General features: G+C 33.6%; 17 protein-coding genes. 4 read left to right on the forward strand and 13 right to left on the reverse strand.

The window, feature by feature from the left end; genetic code table 11:
* Positions 1-124: 124 nt before the first annotated feature.
* Complete coding sequence (locus LS81_RS05485) at positions 125-574, reverse strand: GNAT family N-acetyltransferase (protein WP_034344546.1); 450 nt, start codon at positions 572-574, stop codon at positions 125-127.
* 76 nt (positions 575-650) lie between these two features.
* Positions 651-1,499, reverse strand: a complete 849-nt coding sequence (locus LS81_RS05490) for an SPASM domain-containing protein (protein ID WP_034344548.1) — start codon at positions 1,497-1,499, stop codon at positions 651-653.
* A 231-nt stretch (positions 1,500-1,730) separates the two neighbouring features.
* On the opposite strand from LS81_RS05490, the gene LS81_RS05495 reads away from it, so the two are divergent.
* From LS81_RS05495 to rsmH, 3 genes are all read left to right on the forward strand, one after another.
* The gene (locus LS81_RS05495) at positions 1,731-2,156 is read left to right on the forward strand and encodes a universal stress protein (protein ID WP_034322439.1); all 426 of its coding nucleotides are present in this window, start codon (positions 1,731-1,733) and stop codon (positions 2,154-2,156) included.
* 228 nt (positions 2,157-2,384) lie between these two features.
* Entirely contained in the window at positions 2,385-3,692 is a 1,308-nt protein-coding gene (locus LS81_RS05500; RefSeq protein ID WP_034344551.1) for a MiaB/RimO family radical SAM methylthiotransferase, read from the forward strand.
* A 9-nt stretch (positions 3,693-3,701) separates the two neighbouring features.
* Positions 3,702-5,396, forward strand: a complete 1,695-nt coding sequence (rsmH, locus tag LS81_RS12420) for a 16S rRNA (cytosine(1402)-N(4))-methyltransferase RsmH (protein WP_104696461.1) — start codon at positions 3,702-3,704, stop codon at positions 5,394-5,396.
* Between the two features lie 237 nt (positions 5,397-5,633).
* On the opposite strand, the gene argB is transcribed toward rsmH, so the two are convergent.
* The 3 genes from argB to LS81_RS11925 all read right to left on the reverse strand — a co-directional run bounded on the left by argB (position 5,634) and on the right by LS81_RS11925 (position 7,714).
* Positions 5,634-6,494: an acetylglutamate kinase gene (argB, locus tag LS81_RS05510; protein ID WP_034346944.1), complete on the reverse strand. Its 861-nt coding sequence runs from the start codon at positions 6,492-6,494 to the stop codon at positions 5,634-5,636.
* A gap of 336 nt (positions 6,495-6,830) precedes the next feature.
* Positions 6,831-7,346 carry an FkbM family methyltransferase gene (locus LS81_RS11920; RefSeq protein WP_034344553.1) on the reverse strand — a complete coding sequence of 172 codons (516 nt, stop codon included), beginning with the start codon at positions 7,344-7,346 and terminating at the stop codon, positions 6,831-6,833.
* A gap of 17 nt (positions 7,347-7,363) precedes the next feature.
* Positions 7,364-7,714 carry a hypothetical protein gene (locus LS81_RS11925; RefSeq protein ID WP_034344556.1) on the reverse strand — a complete coding sequence of 117 codons (351 nt, stop codon included), beginning with the start codon at positions 7,712-7,714 and terminating at the stop codon, positions 7,364-7,366.
* A 391-nt stretch (positions 7,715-8,105) separates the two neighbouring features.
* On the opposite strand from LS81_RS11925, the gene LS81_RS05520 reads away from it, so the two are divergent.
* Entirely contained in the window at positions 8,106-8,366 is a 261-nt protein-coding gene (locus LS81_RS05520) for a hypothetical protein (RefSeq protein ID WP_034322612.1), read from the forward strand.
* 453 nt (positions 8,367-8,819) lie between these two features.
* On the opposite strand, the gene LS81_RS05525 is transcribed toward LS81_RS05520, so the two are convergent.
* The 8 genes from LS81_RS05525 to LS81_RS05560 form a co-directional block, all read right to left on the reverse strand.
* Positions 8,820-9,596, reverse strand: coding sequence for an amino acid ABC transporter ATP-binding protein (locus LS81_RS05525; protein WP_034345386.1), 777 nt, complete (start codon positions 9,594-9,596; stop codon positions 8,820-8,822).
* Between the two features lie 47 nt (positions 9,597-9,643).
* Positions 9,644-10,846, reverse strand: coding sequence for a cell division protein FtsZ (ftsZ, locus tag LS81_RS05530; RefSeq protein WP_034322607.1), 1,203 nt, complete (start codon positions 10,844-10,846; stop codon positions 9,644-9,646).
* Between the two features lie 18 nt (positions 10,847-10,864).
* On the reverse strand, positions 10,865-12,250 hold the full coding sequence (gene ftsA, locus LS81_RS05535; protein WP_034345187.1) for a cell division protein FtsA: 1,386 nt from the start codon (positions 12,248-12,250) through the stop codon (positions 10,865-10,867).
* Entirely contained in the window at positions 12,247-13,878 is a 1,632-nt protein-coding gene (locus LS81_RS05540) for a SurA N-terminal domain-containing protein (protein ID WP_034345189.1), read from the reverse strand. Before LS81_RS05540 ends, ftsA begins: the two co-directional genes overlap by 4 nt.
* 262 nt (positions 13,879-14,140) lie before the next feature.
* Entirely contained in the window at positions 14,141-14,779 is a 639-nt protein-coding gene (gene nth, locus LS81_RS05545; RefSeq protein ID WP_034345190.1) for an endonuclease III, read from the reverse strand.
* A gap of 77 nt (positions 14,780-14,856) precedes the next feature.
* A complete protein-coding gene (locus LS81_RS05550) occupies positions 14,857-16,317 on the reverse strand; it encodes a murein hydrolase activator EnvC family protein (protein WP_034345193.1) in 1,461 nt (486 codons plus the stop codon).
* Positions 16,314-17,123, reverse strand: coding sequence for an FtsX-like permease family protein (locus LS81_RS05555; RefSeq protein ID WP_034345196.1), 810 nt, complete (start codon positions 17,121-17,123; stop codon positions 16,314-16,316). Before LS81_RS05555 ends, LS81_RS05550 begins: the two co-directional genes overlap by 4 nt.
* On the reverse strand, positions 17,110-17,781 hold the full coding sequence (locus LS81_RS05560; RefSeq protein ID WP_034322589.1) for a cell division ATP-binding protein FtsE: 672 nt from the start codon (positions 17,779-17,781) through the stop codon (positions 17,110-17,112). The genes LS81_RS05555 and LS81_RS05560 overlap by 14 nt, the downstream gene beginning before the upstream one ends.

Genomic DNA, 17,781 nt, shown 5'->3' on the forward strand with positions numbered 1-17,781 from the left:
GGTTTTGTAGTACTTTGATAGTGCCTAATAAAAAACATATTTTGTGTCCAATCAAGCATCAAGCATATTATTATGAAATCACTAGTTTTTATCTGCTTGGTTAATGTACAATGAAATCAAATTGTTAAGGTTTATTCAAAATTCTAGTATTTGCAGAATCTAGAACGCACTCATAAAGATTCAATGTGTCTTTAAGAGACCAATTGATCTCATGCCAAAAAAGATTCCCAAGAGAATTGTTTTTAAAAGCAACAAGATTAATATGTGTTGCTCCCTCTTCCTTTAATCTTTCTTTGACAAAAGCTACCATTCCTTTTCCTATCTGCTTATGTCTATATTCTTTTTGCACACATACATGATAGAGGTAGGCACATCTACCATCATAACCACATAATATACTGCCTATAATTTTATCATCACAAATAGCTACTACATTTGTATTTGGATTTTTTGCAAGAAACTTTTGCATACCCTCATAGGAATCATCAATAGTGCGGATATAAAACCCCTCGATACTTTTCCATAGATTCAATACTGAGTCATAATCTTGTATTGTCATAATTCGTAATTTCATAATACACTTTCTTTCACTTAGAAATAAACGCCAATTATAACACAAATTTGTGATGTATAATCAAGCTGCTTCTGCATCACACACCACGAAAGGAGCAATTCTGACATAATTGTGGTAAATTTTTATGTGTTCTTAGCGACTCTTGCATATCTTTCATTTTTTTTGAATGTAGAATCTCCAAAAAATTTTGCACATTAAAATCACCAAGTGGCATTTGTGCATGTGCGTCAATACAACATGGAATAACAATGCCATTGGCAAGTATTGCTAGCTGCCTTATTGTCCCAAGGCAATAAGGTGTATTGGGGTATGTTTGCCATGTCATCGTGTTTTCAACTTTAGGAGTCTTTTGCTGTGTGTGCCACTTAAAAGCCTGATGGAAGCGTAGAAAAAAGTTTTTTTCTAAACGGAAACGTCGCTTTTGTGGTTGCAAAATGGCATATGGGAATTTTTGTAAAAAGTATGTGTAATCATAATTCCCAAAAAGTCGTAAATTAATGTAAAGGTTTGGTGATTTTATCTTTGCATAGTTATAAAATGTAAGAATGGTATCAAAATATGTATGAATATCCTTTTGTAGATGTTTATTATCAAATAAAGCATCAAGTGAAAAACTGACTTGATGTATGTGTGGTTGTGTCAATAAAGAAAAATGTTCCTCTTTTAAAAATGCAGCACTACTTACAATGTCAAATCTGACATTATAGTAAGCTCCAATATCTATATATGCAAAAAGATTATCAACACAAAGGGGATCGCCTAAGACATGCGGACTTATAAACCTTGTGTGTTGAGTAATCTGTGATATAATTTTTTCATATAGAGGTAAGGGCATTACGCCTCTTACCGCCTTTTTTGGTGTGCAAAATGAACAGGAGAGTTTGCAAATATCAGTGATTTCAACATAAATTTTATGAAACTTCATATGGCTACCTAAATACTTTGCGAATGATTAAGACTTTATAAAATTATACAATTATTCTGATAGACTCATGAAGAATAACAAAGCAAATTCTGCCTGATGTTATGAAGATTCTTGATTATCAAAAATTATATAGAAATATAAGCACTTGATTTTATCATAAATTTTAAGTATAAAACTTACTTATAAAAGTGTATAATTGTAGTCACTTTGAACTATTGTTAAGGAGTTTCCATGGTAGATGCAATCAAGATTCTATTTGGTGTGAGTGATACAGATGAATGTCGAAAGGCTATCCCAACCATCATCAAACTTTTTGCAAGACGTAGTGAAATTGAGCTCACATTATTACATGTTACACCTGAAACGATTGTTTTGGCGGAGAGCGGTATAGTAGATTATGCCTCACTAGAGCATGTGCAAGAAGAGGAATCGCATGCAATCTTACAAGAGTTTGCAAAGGTTTTTAATAATGAGGGTATTGCGTGCAAAAAGATTCTAAAAAATGGAAATCCAATTGATGTTGTACTTGAAATCGCAGATCAATATGACTTGCTTGTTATTGGAGCTAGTGAATCATCTATACTGCATAGAATTTTTAACTCTCATCAAAATGGTTTTATTAATTCATCACCTATACCAGTTTTAGTTGCTAAATAATTTGTGTTTATAGGCAAGATTTATTTTTTATTTGATTTAGTATTTATAAATAGGGCAGAGCGATAGATTCTAACATGTAAAGTCCTATTTAGTTTATAATGCTATCCAATAGGTATATTAATTATATTAATAATGATATAAAACTTCAAGCAGTATAGATGCAAATATGCAATTTTAAATGGTAAGATTCCAACTCATATATAGAAAACTTAAGAACTAAGGAATATTTTGGCAAAAGTATATTTTAAAACTTTTGGTTGCAGAAGCAATCTTTATGACACGCAAGTAATGATTAGCAACCTTAAAAGTCATGAAGTAGTCGCAAGTGAGCTAGAGGCAGATACTATCATTATAAACTCTTGCACAGTAACAAACAAGGCAGATAGGGAAGTGCGTGGGTATGCACGAAAGTATAGTAACGAAGGAAAAAAGGTTCTTTTTACGGGTTGTGGAGTGAAGCATTCTGGAGAGAAACTTTTTAAAAATGGGCTTGTTAATGGTGTGTTTGCCCATAGCCATAAAGAAAGTATTAACGATTTTTTATCCAATGAAAATAGAGTATTCTTACCAAAAGAGAAAGTAAGTAAACATGTTGATACCACGCTTTTACCTCGAGTGGTTGGAAAAGTTCGAGCTTTTATTAAGATCCAAGAGGGGTGCAATTTTTCTTGTAGTTACTGCATTATTCCAAGTGTGCGTGGGAGTGCTAGAAGTTTTAGCGAATCTCATATATTAGACCAAATTAAGCTTTTAGAACAAAGTGGCGTTACAGAAGTTATACTCACAGGAACAAATATTGGTAGTTATGGAGTTGATACGCGAACTCATATCGCAACTTTGATACAAAAAATACACGATATTTCTGGTATTTTACGCATACGTTTAGGAAGTCTTGAACCAAGTCAAATAGATTCTCAATTTTTAGAGATTTTGGAGTTAGACAAGTTAGAGCGACATCTGCATATAGCCCTCCAGCACACAAGCCAAACAATGCTTACAATTATGAATCGCAAAAATACTTTTGAGCGTGATTTGGAGCTTTTTCATACTATTGCAAGTAAGGGATTTAGCCTAGGTACAGATTATATTGTGGGGCATTATGGCGAAAGTGAAGAGATTTTTAAAGAAGCTATATGTAATTTGGAAAAGCTACCTCTAACACATCTTCACCCTTTTATTTATAGCCCTAGATTTGGCACAAAATCAGCAAAAAATGAATTAAACTTAGCACAAGTAAAAGGCGATGTGGCAAAAGATCGTTTGCGTAAAATCACCAAAATAGTGCAAGAAAAAAATATAGCATTTAGACAAAATATCAAGACGCCTCTACATGTTCTAATAGAGGGCAAAAAGGTTATACATGGAGTAGATTCTCCAAAATCTACTAGCTATTTTGTTGGCTTAGATGAATATTTTAATAAGATGTTGTTGCCTATTGCAGACGATAGCTTGGATTTAAAGGGTAAATGGATTAGTGTAAGTAAATATGATATTGCAGGGCAATACAATATTGGATTGGAATATAACATAGTGTAGGGCTAGTATATGATTTTTGGTATTGACTTTGGACTAAAACGACTTGGTATGGCTAAGGTGGTGCAAAATATCATTGTACCACTAGCACCCATCATGCGAAAAAACCGCAATCAAGCAAGTAAAGATCTACGCAGGGTTTTGATAGAGCATGAAAGTGATATGAGCAAAATTACTCTTGTAGTTGGTATACCTTTATCTGATTTAGGTATGGAGGAGGATGGGGCAGGGCGACATGAAACCATGCAAAAAAGGATTAGCCATTTTCTCAATCTTATTGACTTTTGTGGACAGATAGTTTATATTGATGAATCATATAGTAGCAAAGAGGCAAGTGAAAGGCTTTTTGATAGAGGATATAATACAAGAAAAAAAGCAAGAAAGAATGGTATGCTAGATAGCATTAGTGCGTGTGTGATTCTGGAGAGATACTTAGAAAAACAAGAGAATATATCGCATATAAATAAACTTGAATATAGTTCTTTTGATGGAAAAAAGCAGAATGGGGTAGGGTGCATAACGCAAACTGATAGGATAAAAACTCATATAATAGAACCTCAAGATAAGATTAGTCACATACAGACAAAGCCTATTAATAAAACAGATACACAGAAATGTATATCTGTTTATGCAGGTTCAAAAGATTTAGGGCAGGGTAAAACAGATTCGCAAACAACTAGAGATACACGTAAGGATTTGCAGCAACAAGTAATATGTGATAGAGGCGTGGCGCAAATAGATAAGACACCGCATATACCAGTATTGTTAGAGCATGTGCTTGACACTTTTGATAGAGTCTTTATCCCCACGCATACACACTATATAGCAAAAAAGTCGCCTATAAAAAACAAAGAAGTGCTTATAGATTGCACTTTGGGTTTTGGTGGCATGAGTAAGGCTTTATTGGAGCGATATCCAGACCTGTATATCATCGGTATTGATAGGGATTCTTATGCGCTAGAATATAATCAGAAATCTATGGCTATATTTGGCGATAGGTTTCAAACAAGACACGGGGATTTTGGAACATTGCTCCCCTATATTATTAACGAGATACAGCAAAGTGGCAATAGACTTTGTGGAGTGTTGGCTGATATTGGTGTGAGTTCCTATCAACTTGATACTATCGAGCGTGGTTTTAGTTTTCATGCAAATACACTTGATATGCGTATGGATAGAACACAAACTTTAAATGCAGATATGATTGTAAATACTTATAGTAAATATGAATTGGAAGAAATTTTTAAGAATTATGGTGAAATAAGGGAATATAAAAAGCTAGTAAATCTTATTATCCAAGAACGCACTCAAAGAAAGATAACTGCTGATAAGCTGCAAAATATCGCATTAAAACTGCATACAAAAAGCAAAATCCATCCAGCTACGCTCATTTATCAAGCATTGCGAATTGCTGTAAATGATGAATTGGGACAATTACAAAAACTACTTGCCTCATGTGCGGATTTGCATGAAGTTTTATTATGCATTATTTCCTTTCATTCTCTTGAGGATAGAATAATTAAAGATACTTTTAAACAATTTGCAAAAAAGTGTATATGTGATGCAACGAGCTTTAAATGTACATGTGGGAATAATCATGCCAAAGGTTTTTCACTCTATAAAAAACCACTTGTAGCAGACAATAAAGAGATTCTATATAATAAACGCTCACGTAGTGCAAAGCTGCGAGCTTTTTACTTCATGTAATTTAAGAGATGGGGGTAGAGGGAGGGAACTTCCTGCTGTTGCAAATAGGTAGCTACATTTTTATGTGCCAAATGTTTTTGCTTTGGACTTGCAACACTTTCAGCAAAGGTTTGCTGAAAAATTAGAGACCTTATTACTTCATATTTGCGAAATAGCAAAAAAGAATGGTTAACAACCTTGTTTACTACAAAATATCTTTTTTTAATACATGTAAGTTAAACAGGAACTTAAATTCAATTAGAATCTATTTTTTAATATTGCTGTGCCTATGCCTTGATTCGTAAAAAATTCTAAAAGTAGACAGTGTTGCACACGCCCATCAAGTATATGTACACGCGAAACGCCATTATGAATTGCATGTATACAGCTTTGTAGTTTTGGTATCATGCCCCCACTTACTTTTCCAGTGTCAATGAGGTTTTGTGCTTCACGTAAGTTGAGTTCAGAAATAAAGGAATCTTTGTCATTATAATCCCCATATACACCTTCAATATCACTCAAAAACACGAGTTTTTCAGCGTGCAAGGCTTCTGCGATTGCACATGCAGCATCATCTGCGTTTATATTGTAGCTACTATGATCACTGCCTATACCAACAGGGCAAATCACTGGGACAAACCCATCTTGCAGAATTGCATTTACCAATGTTGTATCTACATGCACCACTTCACCAACATAGCCAAGATTTTCACTATCTTTTGGTCGTACTTGCAACATACGACCATCTTTACCGCTTATACCACATGCTTGTACGCCAAACTCACACAGCATACCTACAATATCTTTACTGATTTTGTTTAGCACCATTTCAACGATTTTCATCGTATCTTTATCAGTAACTCTTAGTCCATTTTTAAATTTTCTCTCGATTTTTACAATTTCTAACCACTTATCAATATCCTTGCCACCACCATGCACAATGATAGGTTGAAATCCGATTGAATGGAGTAGGGCTACATCGCGTATCAAGCTTTTTTGTAGCTCCTCGTTTAACATAGCACTTCCACCATATTTTATTACTATTGTTTTGCCACGAAAGAGCTGGATATAAGGTAGAGATTCTATCAATATTTTTGCTTTATCCTGCCATTCCTTCATCGACTCTTCTTTATCCATTTGTATATCCTTTTTTGCTGAAAAATAAATCCTATTGTAGCATATTTATTGTGTGAATACCAATTTATTACACCTTGTAATTTTTGTGCATTCTTTTATAAATCACATTGCTTTGATCTATTCAACTTGCAATTTTCTTAAATTGATATGAAATATTTGTATAACTTTATCAATACTAAGATAACAAAATATGGAATATTTACCAATATGATTGGCAAAAAAGTTATTTATTTTAAATAGATAATATATGGATTGGTTGCAAGATGAGTTTTGGGAATGAAGATTTCATTTTAGTCAAACACTACATGCAACAAAGTTTTAATACGCCCATTCAACATGCAGTGATTTTACAAACATAATATCCCAATCGTTTTGCAACAATACTCGATAACCTTTTGTGTGTAGAAATGCTATAATTTGCTCCTTAGATTCTGTATAGTTGTGTTCTATTGTCATAACACTAAAGCTATATTTATCAAAATCTATACCCCTTAGTACCTCCATTTCTCCACCCTCAACATCCAAAGTCATAAAATCAATATGAAAGACATCTGGATAATTTTGCTTCACTTCATTAAAAGTTGCTGTTTGTACAGAAAAAGTTCTAGTTTGACCCAGCTCGTCAAGACGCTTTTTGTGCGATTGTGTTAAATTTATTTCCAATGTATCAAGTGCAGAACAATTGGAATCTGAAGCCACAAGTGTTGTTGTGCCGACATTCTCAGAAAATATAGCAAGATTATAGGTATCACATTTTCTATTTCTCTTTAAATCCTTAAAGGTTATTGGATTAGATTCAATACAAAACCCATTCCAACCCAAACGCTCAAACAAATAGCTATTGTTAATATTTATTCCATCATGTGCCCCAATATCAACAAAAAACCCATGTTTTTTTTGTAAAGGATGGAATACGCAAGCGCATCCTGTCCAAGCTGCCCACAAAACTTCTCGTTTTGCAAATTTGACAACCACAAAGAATCAACAAGATAACCGACTCGGTTTAATTTGTCCTGTATATTTAATAATAAATCTTCATTATCGCATGTTTTTTTCTTGCGTTGATAAATTGGGATACCGAATAATTTATATCGTGTTCTTAGGGCATTTCTCAGTTGTTTCTTATGCATTGCAAATACAGGAATGCCTAATACTTTTCTTACCTTCTTATTGGCACTATCCTCTTTGGTTATAAAGCCCATATCTAAATCCTTCTATTTGTAGTGTTGGCTATTCTACAAAAAAAAAAAACAATTCAAGTCTCGTGGCAAATTTAAATATTTGCAAAAAAGATGCTGCTAATAAGAAAATTAACAATATTTGCAAGCAGAATAAAAAGGATTTCACATTGACATTAACATGTATCAAAAGGGGTAAAAACATGTGAAATTTATCTATAAAGTTATTTATATGGTAATTTTATGGTCAATATAATAAATATTTTATATATTTTTATTAAAGGTTCGTAATTATTAGCAATTAATTGATAAAAAATAAATAAAATGGCATGTTAATCTTTTACACGAATAAAAAATCAAAGTGTTACAAAATGATGAGTTCCTGTAAAAGTAATCCTATATAAGTGAGGTTAGAATGACTATTGAAAATTTTGAGCATCAATTAAAGGTGCTAAAGTTAAAGAAAAAAGAATTTGCAGCAATGGTAAATGCAGGATATACTGGAGTTGTAGGTTGGAATTCTCGTGGCACAACACCTGAATGGGTAGATAGTTGGCTTGCAAATTATGCAAAAGCAAAAAAATATGACGAAATTAGAACAATCATAGAGGATAAGCTAGAGGCTGATGATAGAGAAGAAGATAGGGCGCAAATTTATGGAGGCATGAATATTTAAGATAAAATAACCTTGTATTACTTGTTGTAATTTTTAACTTTGCACTGATATATTGTGTGTTTCCCTCATTAAATATTTCCTTTACCTATACCTGATAAATGGATATACTTGATGATTTAATATTAAGCTTTGTGTGGTCAGGGTAAAAAGCAGTCTAATATCTCTTGTTTAACTCATATTAGAATAATAGGTAGAAAATGATAAATATTCCTATTAGTATTTTAACATTAACGCTATATAGCTATGTGGTTGCTAATCAATGACTTTATTAATATAGATTATTACATTTGAACTTTTATGTGTAATTGTGCAAAGGTCAATATAAAAATATATGAAAACTTATATTTTCAAACTTTTATTTATTTAAACCCATCCCCCTACTCATATATATGAAAATAGACAATACGCATAATATAACCTTTAACTACTTTTTACAAAATTATTCTAGCCATATTATTCAAAATCAAAAATTGTTAAAAATTGTTTTGCTCTTTTAGTTTTTGGTGCTTTAAAGAATTGCATAGCCTCACCCTCCTCAGCTACAACACCACCATCAAAAAACATAACTCTATGACTAATTGCTTCGGCAAACTTCATTTGATGTGTTACAATAACCATACTCATGCCATCAAGTGCTAGGGACTTTATCACCTCAAGCACTTCTTTAATCATTTCTGGATCTAAACTCGCAGTTACTTCATCAAAAAGCATAACTTTTGGATTCATGCAAAGACTACGAACGATTGCTACTCTCTGTTTCTGCCCTCCACTTAAATCTCGCGGATAATGGTGTATTTTTTCTTCTAAACCAACTCGTCTTAGCCACTTTAAAGCATCTTCTATGGCATTTTCTTTAGTTTTTTTAAGTATCTTACATGGAGCCAACAAGATGTTGTCAAGCACATTTAAGTGCGGAAAAAGTTCGTAACTCTGAAAAACCATACCAATTTGCTGACGTAAAACACGCCAATTTGAATTTACCCCTATATTTCTTCCATCAAAAATAATCTCACCAGAATCAATATTCTCAAGTCCATTAAGACATCGCAAGAATGTGCTTTTACCGCACCCACTAGGTCCTATAATTGAAACAACTTCACTCTCTCGGAGATAAAAATCAATACCTTTCAAGATTGGTATTTTACCTTGTGTTTTACTATTAAATGATTTATGTAGATTGCGAGTTTCTAGCAAAACTGCACCAGTATCATGATGATGTACCAAATCCATACCTTTAAATATAGCACGATAGAGGCTTGTATTTATATCTGCAGCACTTAATCTTTTTGATTTCTGATATATGTTGGCGTATCAAGATCATCTTCATCATAATCACCGCTACTAATTCGTGTTGACCTATGTATATAGATGTCTGGGGTTGTAGAAGTAAATAGACTTGGTTGATTCTGTACTGGTTGCTGCACATTTTCCTGCTGAATTTGTGACTGCGCTACTGGTTGTGGTTTTGTTGGAACCTCATGCTGTTTATTTGTTTCAAAACCTGTTGCAATAATAGAAACACGTACTTTATCGACTTCAAAATCATCTCGCGGCATAGTTCCAAAAATAATATCAGCATCATCTCTTGCAGCTTCCTGAATGATCGCCATAGATTCAGAAATAGCAACAAATGGATAATTGGAATTAAACTCATAATTTACAATAACGCCCATGGAGCCATTAATAGACATATTGTCAAAGAGCGGTGAATGTATAGCATTTGTAATTGCGTCATCAGCCGCATTTTCGCCCTGCCCTTCGCCTATACCCATTAATGCTAAACCTCTATGACTCATAACGGTACGTAAATCCTCGAAATCAACGTTAATTCCCTCATCAGAATTATTTAGGATAACGCTTGATATCCCATTCACAGCACGTGCAACAACATCATCAACATAACTCATGCTCTCTTTGTAACCCGTATTTTTACCAATTACACTAAGTAGTTTTGTATTAGGAATTACAACGATAGAATCGCATACTTCATGCAGTTCCTTTAATCCTTCCTCTGCCAACTTCGCACGACGACTACCCTCATAAGCAAAAGGTTTTGTAACAACACCAATTGTAAGTGCACCAGTTTCCTGTGCTGCTTTTGCAAAAACAGGTGCGGCACCAGTTCCAGTTCCTCCACCTAGCCCAGCAGCAATGATAATAAGATCTGAACCCTGAAGTGCATGCTTGATATCATCATAACTCTCTTCTGCAGCCTGTTTACCTTTTTCAGGTTTCATACCTGCACCTAAACCTTTTGTAAGTTTTTTACCTAAAACAATATGGTTAGATACAGGGCTATTGTGCATATGTTGCACATCAGTATTTGCAATCATGAGACGAATGCTTGAAAAAGTACCTTTATTTTTTAAATGACGAATAGTGTTATTACCACCACCACCTACACCGACAACTGTTATAACTGGGGCATGTCCTATTTCTTCGTTTGGTATTTCTCGTAAATCTACTTCATTATTATTCATATTTTCACCCTTAATCATTTAAAATAAATCCCTACTCCAAGCTTTAAAGCGTTGTAAGAATGAGGGTTTTTCATCTCGTGAATCACTCGCATTCCCAACTTGATTTTCAGGAATATCAGCACTTGGCTGATCTAAATCTCGCAAATCTATCTGAAAATCAGAACTTGTTTGCATTGTTTGCGTCTGTGTCTCGTAATTAGATTCTACCATATTTAACGCATTATGCCTACTCCTAATGTTATTTTGTGAATCTTTTTCATAGTTGGTAAAGTTTCCAGCCCCATAAAGTATAAGTCCTACAACAACAGAACTACTAGAATCCTTTAAATTATCAAATAAACCATCTATTTCAGTGGGACGTGCTAGCCGCACAGAAAGTGGACTAAAAGCAGCGGAGGCGAATTCTCTCATGCCTTTCAAGTTTGCCATTCCACCTGTGAGCACCACACCTGTAATCTGCTTCTTCAATCCACTCGTACCAATAGAATCTGACAATATTCGCAACGTTTCTTTTACTCTATCGCCCATAACACAATATATATCACGCAGAGGGACATCAATAGTTTCTTCATTGTTGCCTATACGAGGTATTTCAAGCACCCTATTTTGCTCCTCTGCACTTGGCAATAAATTCCCAAATTTAATTTTAATTTCTTCTGCAACCTTTAATGGTGTATTGAGAAATCGTGCCATATCGCTTGAAATATGATTGGAGCCTACACCTAAAAAATCATTATAACACATAGAATTGCCATCATATATCATAAGTTCACAAGTCTGTGCTCCCATATCAATACATGCAACACCTAAATCTTTCTCATCTTCATGTAAAACAGCGATAGAAGCCGCATAAGATGAAAGCACAATATTTTCAATTTCAACACCAGCTAGTCGAATTGCTTTTTTGAGATTTTCTAAGCTCGCAGTTTGCACAGTAACAATGTGAGTGTCAACCTCCAAACGGCTACCTGTCATGCCTATTGGATCCTCTACGTGCTCCTTATCGTTTAACCTAAAATGGTGGGGAAGCACATGCACGATTGAATAATCCTTTGGAATCCCAGCATTATGTACAGCAAAACTCAAGGCAGCATTAATTGTGTCAATATTCACTTCTCTGTCCATGACGTTAGCACTACCACTTACATTTATGCTTTTTGTGTGTGCACCAGAAAGAGATACTATAGCTTTTGAAACATCTACGCCAGCCATAAGCTTTGCTTCATGAATACTTTTTCTGATGGCACTACCCGCCTGCTCTATATTGACGATTGCACCCTTCTTAACACCTTGCGTTTTACATGTACCAGTTCCAATGATTTGGACATCAGAACCTCTCACATCAGCAATAATAGAGCAGATTTTCGTTGATCCAACATCAACACCTAGAATAATCCTATTCAATTCTGCCTCCTGTAGTCGATAACCTTATAATGTTTCATGGCGTATTCAAGCATAGCATTTCTAAGATCCTTCACCTTTGCTTCTTGCAATGCTTCATCTTCTGCATTAGTAATATTTGTTAGATCTACGTAATTTGGCATCTTCTGCTTAGTCACTTTAAAAAGAAGTGCCCTGTCACTACCAAGAAATACAACACCCTCCTGCTTATTATATCGCATAATATAGTCTAGCGCTTGTCGCATGTCTTGGGTACTTAGACCCAATGATAATAACTGTTTATAGGACTTACTATCTTGTTCTTGCCATAACGATAAATGTATTGGTATAATATCACCCACACCCTTCTTATCTGCGTGTGCAAATCTATTATATATTATTTTTTTAAACTCTTCATTTCGCTTTTCTTCTATTAAATCACTATTGACAAGTTCCTTTGCTTTTTCAAAAGTAAGAGGCTGCTTTGGAATCTTTTCAATAACATATGGGACAATCCAAAGGTTTTCAGCATATTCTAAAGGTGCTAACAAACCCTCGCCATTACGAATAGCAGCAACTAACGAAGAATATTCACTTTCATTATCGTTAAGCTTTAAAGTATATAGTGGGATATCCCGTAATGCCACGTCCTTAATATCCAAATCATCATCAAAGTGCTTTTGCATCAAAGATAGACTTTGATAGTCTAAAGGAGTGATAACATCGCTTGCCTTAATTTGTAAACTTTTATCGTTCTCAACAATTTTTTTATTTATAGTTACCATATAGGCACTTGCAAAACTCAAAATTGCTTTGTTGTAATCTGCCTTCACTTCATTCAAAGACTGTTCGAAAGATAAGTTATTATATTTGCTTTTATTATCTTGATAAAATTTCTCAAGCACATGCTCATCCGCACTAACTCGACTCATATCAAGAGCTATGTATACTATCTCATACTTCGCTGGTTCATAATATTTGCTCTTATTTTTTTCCCAATATGAATGTATCTGGGTATCTGTCGTTTGTAAAGTAGTATTTTTCAGTACAGATTCTTTTGTTAATAGCTTTAGTTCAACAAAATCTTCTATCTTGCCTGCACTTATAAAAGCATTTGTTTCAAGTGTAGCAACTGGCATTATCGGGAAATTCTGCATTTTCTCTTGCAATAAAGCTTTTGCTACAAACGCCTCGTAATCTGCAGAATTCCAACGATTTGCCTGTAATAAATTTTCATATTGTTCCCTGTTGAACGTGTGAGTAGCATCCTGAAATTCAGGCGTATTAAGCAAGGTTTCTAGAATCTCATTTAAAGTTGCATTTACACCAATATCCTTTGCAACCATTTCTAACAGCTTTTCTTGAACCAAAATCCGAAATGCCTCTTGTTCAATTTCTGGTATAGGCTTACCATCATCTAGCAATCCAGCTTGACGCATATATTCCGCCACATTGTCATAAATTTGATCGTATTTTCTTTGATATTCCTGGCGACTCACATATATATCACCCACTTTTGCAACACTATCACTTGATACAGCAGAAAAGCCACCGCCACCCCACTCTACCATGCTTGCAAATACTAATGCTAAAGCACTTACCCAAACGGTAATAACCAGATACTTCTTGTGCTTTTGCATCCATTCTAGCATATAAACTTCCTTTTAAAAGTAATAAAATTTAAAACAATAACAACTCATGTTTTTTGACTGAAAAGTGCCGCCATTATAGCAGAAAAAATAAAATATTTTGCAAGTTGAATGTTATTTTTTAGTTTTTAAATAGGCTTTATAGATGATTTGAAGCTATAGTAATATAGCCTAAATATTTGAGACTCAATTTAACATTATTGTAGTTTTTTGCAAAAAATAAACAACTAAGAATACTCTAACTTTACTCTTTGTGTTGCATGATTTATTGCGGTTTAAAATTTGCTTTGCTTACGCAATATGCGGCTACAAAGCAATTGTTGCAAGTAGGTTTTAACGCTTTACACTGATATCTACCAAACAATACAAAACCTTGATGTAAAATATTAAGATTATCTTTAAATATCTTTGTTAAATCTTTTTCTGTATCAATTGCTTTTTTACTATTACTTAAACCAAGCCGATGACTAACTCGAAATACATGTGTATCAACTGCCATATAGTTCATACCTAAAAACTCACCCAATACAACATTAGCACTTTTTTGTCCAACACCATTAAGAGACATTAAGTCTTTTTGAGTTGTGGGAATCTCTCCATTAAATTCAGATTCCACTTTTTTAGCCATCGCAACAAGATTATGTGCCTTTGAATTAAAAAATGAAACAGATTTTATAATTTCTGCGACATTTGCTGCGTCTGCCTTACTTAGCTCCCTTGTACTTGGATATATTTTAAATAGAGTAGGTGTTACCATATTTATCCGTTTATCCGTGCATTGTGCGGACAACATTACCGCTATAAGTAATTCATAAAGGTTTGTATAGCATAGCTCTGTCTGTGCATCTTTATAATGCTCTAAAAATAAAGTTTTAATGTTAAAAATGCGCTCTTTTTTTGTCATTTATACTCGCTTTTGCTTAATAATCAATTCACAATACTCATATTTCTTCCACTTAAAAGGTTGGCTAACTATGAAAATTAATTTTTTGCCATAACTTCTACCGGATTAATATGTTTACCATTTTGCACGATCTCAAGATTTAGTTTTTCATTAATGCGTCCAATGACATAACCTTTTTTTACAATAAAACCTTTCTTTAATGTTGGAGCAATCTTATCAATCATGGAATAAATTGTATGCATTGAATTTGCATGTTCTACAACAACCACTTTTTTTAATCCAGGCATTTCCTCTGCGTAAATGACCTTTCCATCCATAATATTATATACCTGCACATCATTTTTTCTTGATTTTAGCACCACACCATTATTAAAGATCTTAATTTTATAGGCTGGATCAATATAATCACCAAATGCTTGTTCTATAATATAAGAATCAAGTGGTGCACCCGCTCTTTTGCCTGTATATCTTGCAGTTTCTGGACGCTGATATACACTATCAACACGCTTTAATTCTTCAAAGCTATTAATCGTGTTTGAAGCCTCAGCAGAACTCAAAGCTGCATCATATTTTCTTTGTATTGCCTGATTTTGTTCACCTAAAAACTGCTGTGCCTTTTTACTATCTGTTTTTGCAATCTTTTCTGCCTCTGCTTTTGCAATCTTTTCTGCCTCTGCTTTTGCCAATGCTGCTTTTTTCTTTTCTTCTTCTATCTTTCTTTTGCGTTCTCTCTCAAGCTTGGCTAATCTCTCCCTTTCAAGCTTGGCTAATCTCTCTGCTTCTTGTTTTTTACGGATCTCTTCTTGTGTATTTTTCTTTAAAATGTTTAATTGCCCTAAAAGCTTGTCAAGCTCTTTTTTTTGCATCTCAATAGCTTTTAACCTCTGATTATATACTTGCATCTCATTACGCATATTATCTACCAAAATTTTTTGTTTACCTATCATTGTTTGCAGATCTTGATGTCTTGTTTCTTGTGTTGTGATAATTTGAGTTACTTCTTTGATACTACTATTAATATCATTAATTTGTCGAAGTATATTTCTTTGCTGTTTTTCAATTTGTGTAATTTCATTTGTTGTTTGTTTTTTTAAAATCTTAAAAGCTTCTCTTGTTACCATATCTTCAAGATTCAAGCTTTCTTCATCATCAAGCACATATGCAATGGTCATATGTTGTAAGATTAAATTTGAGAGTTTTGTTTGAGATTGACTAAGAGATTCATTAAGTACAGCAAGATTATCCTTAAGAGTTTGCAATTTTGCTTCTTGAGTTTTATTCTGATCCTTATTATTTTCGATATTCCTTGCAAGATTTTGAATCTCTGCATCAAGCTTTTTGATTTGCTGCATATTATTATTAATATTTTGTCCCAACGTGCTTAATTTTAAATTGAGATTTGCTCTTTGTTTATCAATATTGCTTTTTTGTGCCTCATTTTTTTGTATATTTTGATTAATTTCATTTAAATCTGCAGCCACGACACCACGACATAAAAGTATGCCAAAAACGATAAATTGCGCAAGGCCTTTTCTCATACACGTGCCTTTGATAATACTACAAATATAACGCAACAACTAGATGTTATAAACGCAGCTAAAAACAATTTTATAAAATCTGGTGGAATACGAAAAATACTTAAACCTATATTTAGTGTTTGCAATGTATCAAGCGTGACTTGTAGATTTGCTATATAAAACACAAGAATGACGATAAAAAAGCTTGCTAAAAAGGAATCAATTAAAGCGAGTTTAAAAAGGCTTCTATTTCTTATCCAAATGTTTGCTCCCATAATATCCATAATTTCCATTTTATCCTTATTCACATAACGCCAGATTTCAATCTGTTTTAGCATAAGCATAAAGCTAACAACTGCTAAAATCACTGCAAAGGTAATCACGCTAAATTTAATAAAACTCAGCAAAGTGTAGTTTTCTAAATGTCTTTTTGAAAACGTATCAACAGATAGGACATTAGGATTTTTTTTCAAAACTGCTTCAATTGCACTCAATCTTTCTGTGCTCGGAAAATACTCCAAACTTAAGCTATAAAAATAAGGCAATTGTCTTGTTAAATTTGTAAGATTTGCCTCATTGATATCTCTTGTAAGTTTTGCTATAGAATCTTTTGGATTAATTTCAATTAAGGCTTTTGCTTCGACTATTTTTTTACGCACAGAATCAAATGTAATCGGTTTTTTTGCAGTGATTCCAATCGCATATTTTTGTGTAATAAATCGTTCCTGATTTGCTACAATTCGTTCTAAAATAAGCAGGCATTGCAAACTAAAAAGCATAGTGATAAGTGGGATAAGCAATGAAAGATGTTGTTTAAGCGTATTCATGAATCAAACCCTCTTTAATTTCTATTTTTCTATATTTAAGATTAAGATGTTTGGGGACTCTATGTGTTACAACAACTACTGTGATGTTTAATTGCTCATTTGATGATTTTAAGAGTCCCCAAATCATATCACTAGAATAATCATCAAGATTCCCTGTTGGCTCATCGCAGAGAATAAGTCGTGGTCTGTGTGCTATTGCTCGTGCTAATGCAACCCTTTGTTGCTCTCCACCACTTAATTCCTGCGGATACTTATTGGCTTTATGCAAAAGGCTGATATGAGAGAGTAGTTTTTCTGCTTGAGTTTTTATCTCTGTTTTAGGAAACTTATTGATAATCATGGGTAATGCAATATTTTTTTCTACATTCCAATCTTGTATAAGCTTATAATCTTGAAAGACAATTCCCATTCTACGTCGCAAAAGCATTAATTTATGATTGCTAATCCGTTTCATGTTAGAACGCAAAACACTAAGCTCTCCTTCCTGCACACTTATGTTACCATAAATGGAGCGTAAAAGTGTGCTTTTGCCACTACCACTCGCACCTGTTATGAATACAAAATCTTTAGGATATATACTGAAATTTGCATTTTTTATTACAAGGCCTGTGCGTTTGTAGCCTAAACAAAGTTGTTTTGCTTTAATAATTGTATCCAT

The organism is Helicobacter trogontum (assembly GCF_000765905.2).
GTDB classification, from domain to species: Bacteria; Campylobacterota; Campylobacteria; order Campylobacterales; family Helicobacteraceae; genus Helicobacter_A; species Helicobacter_A trogontum.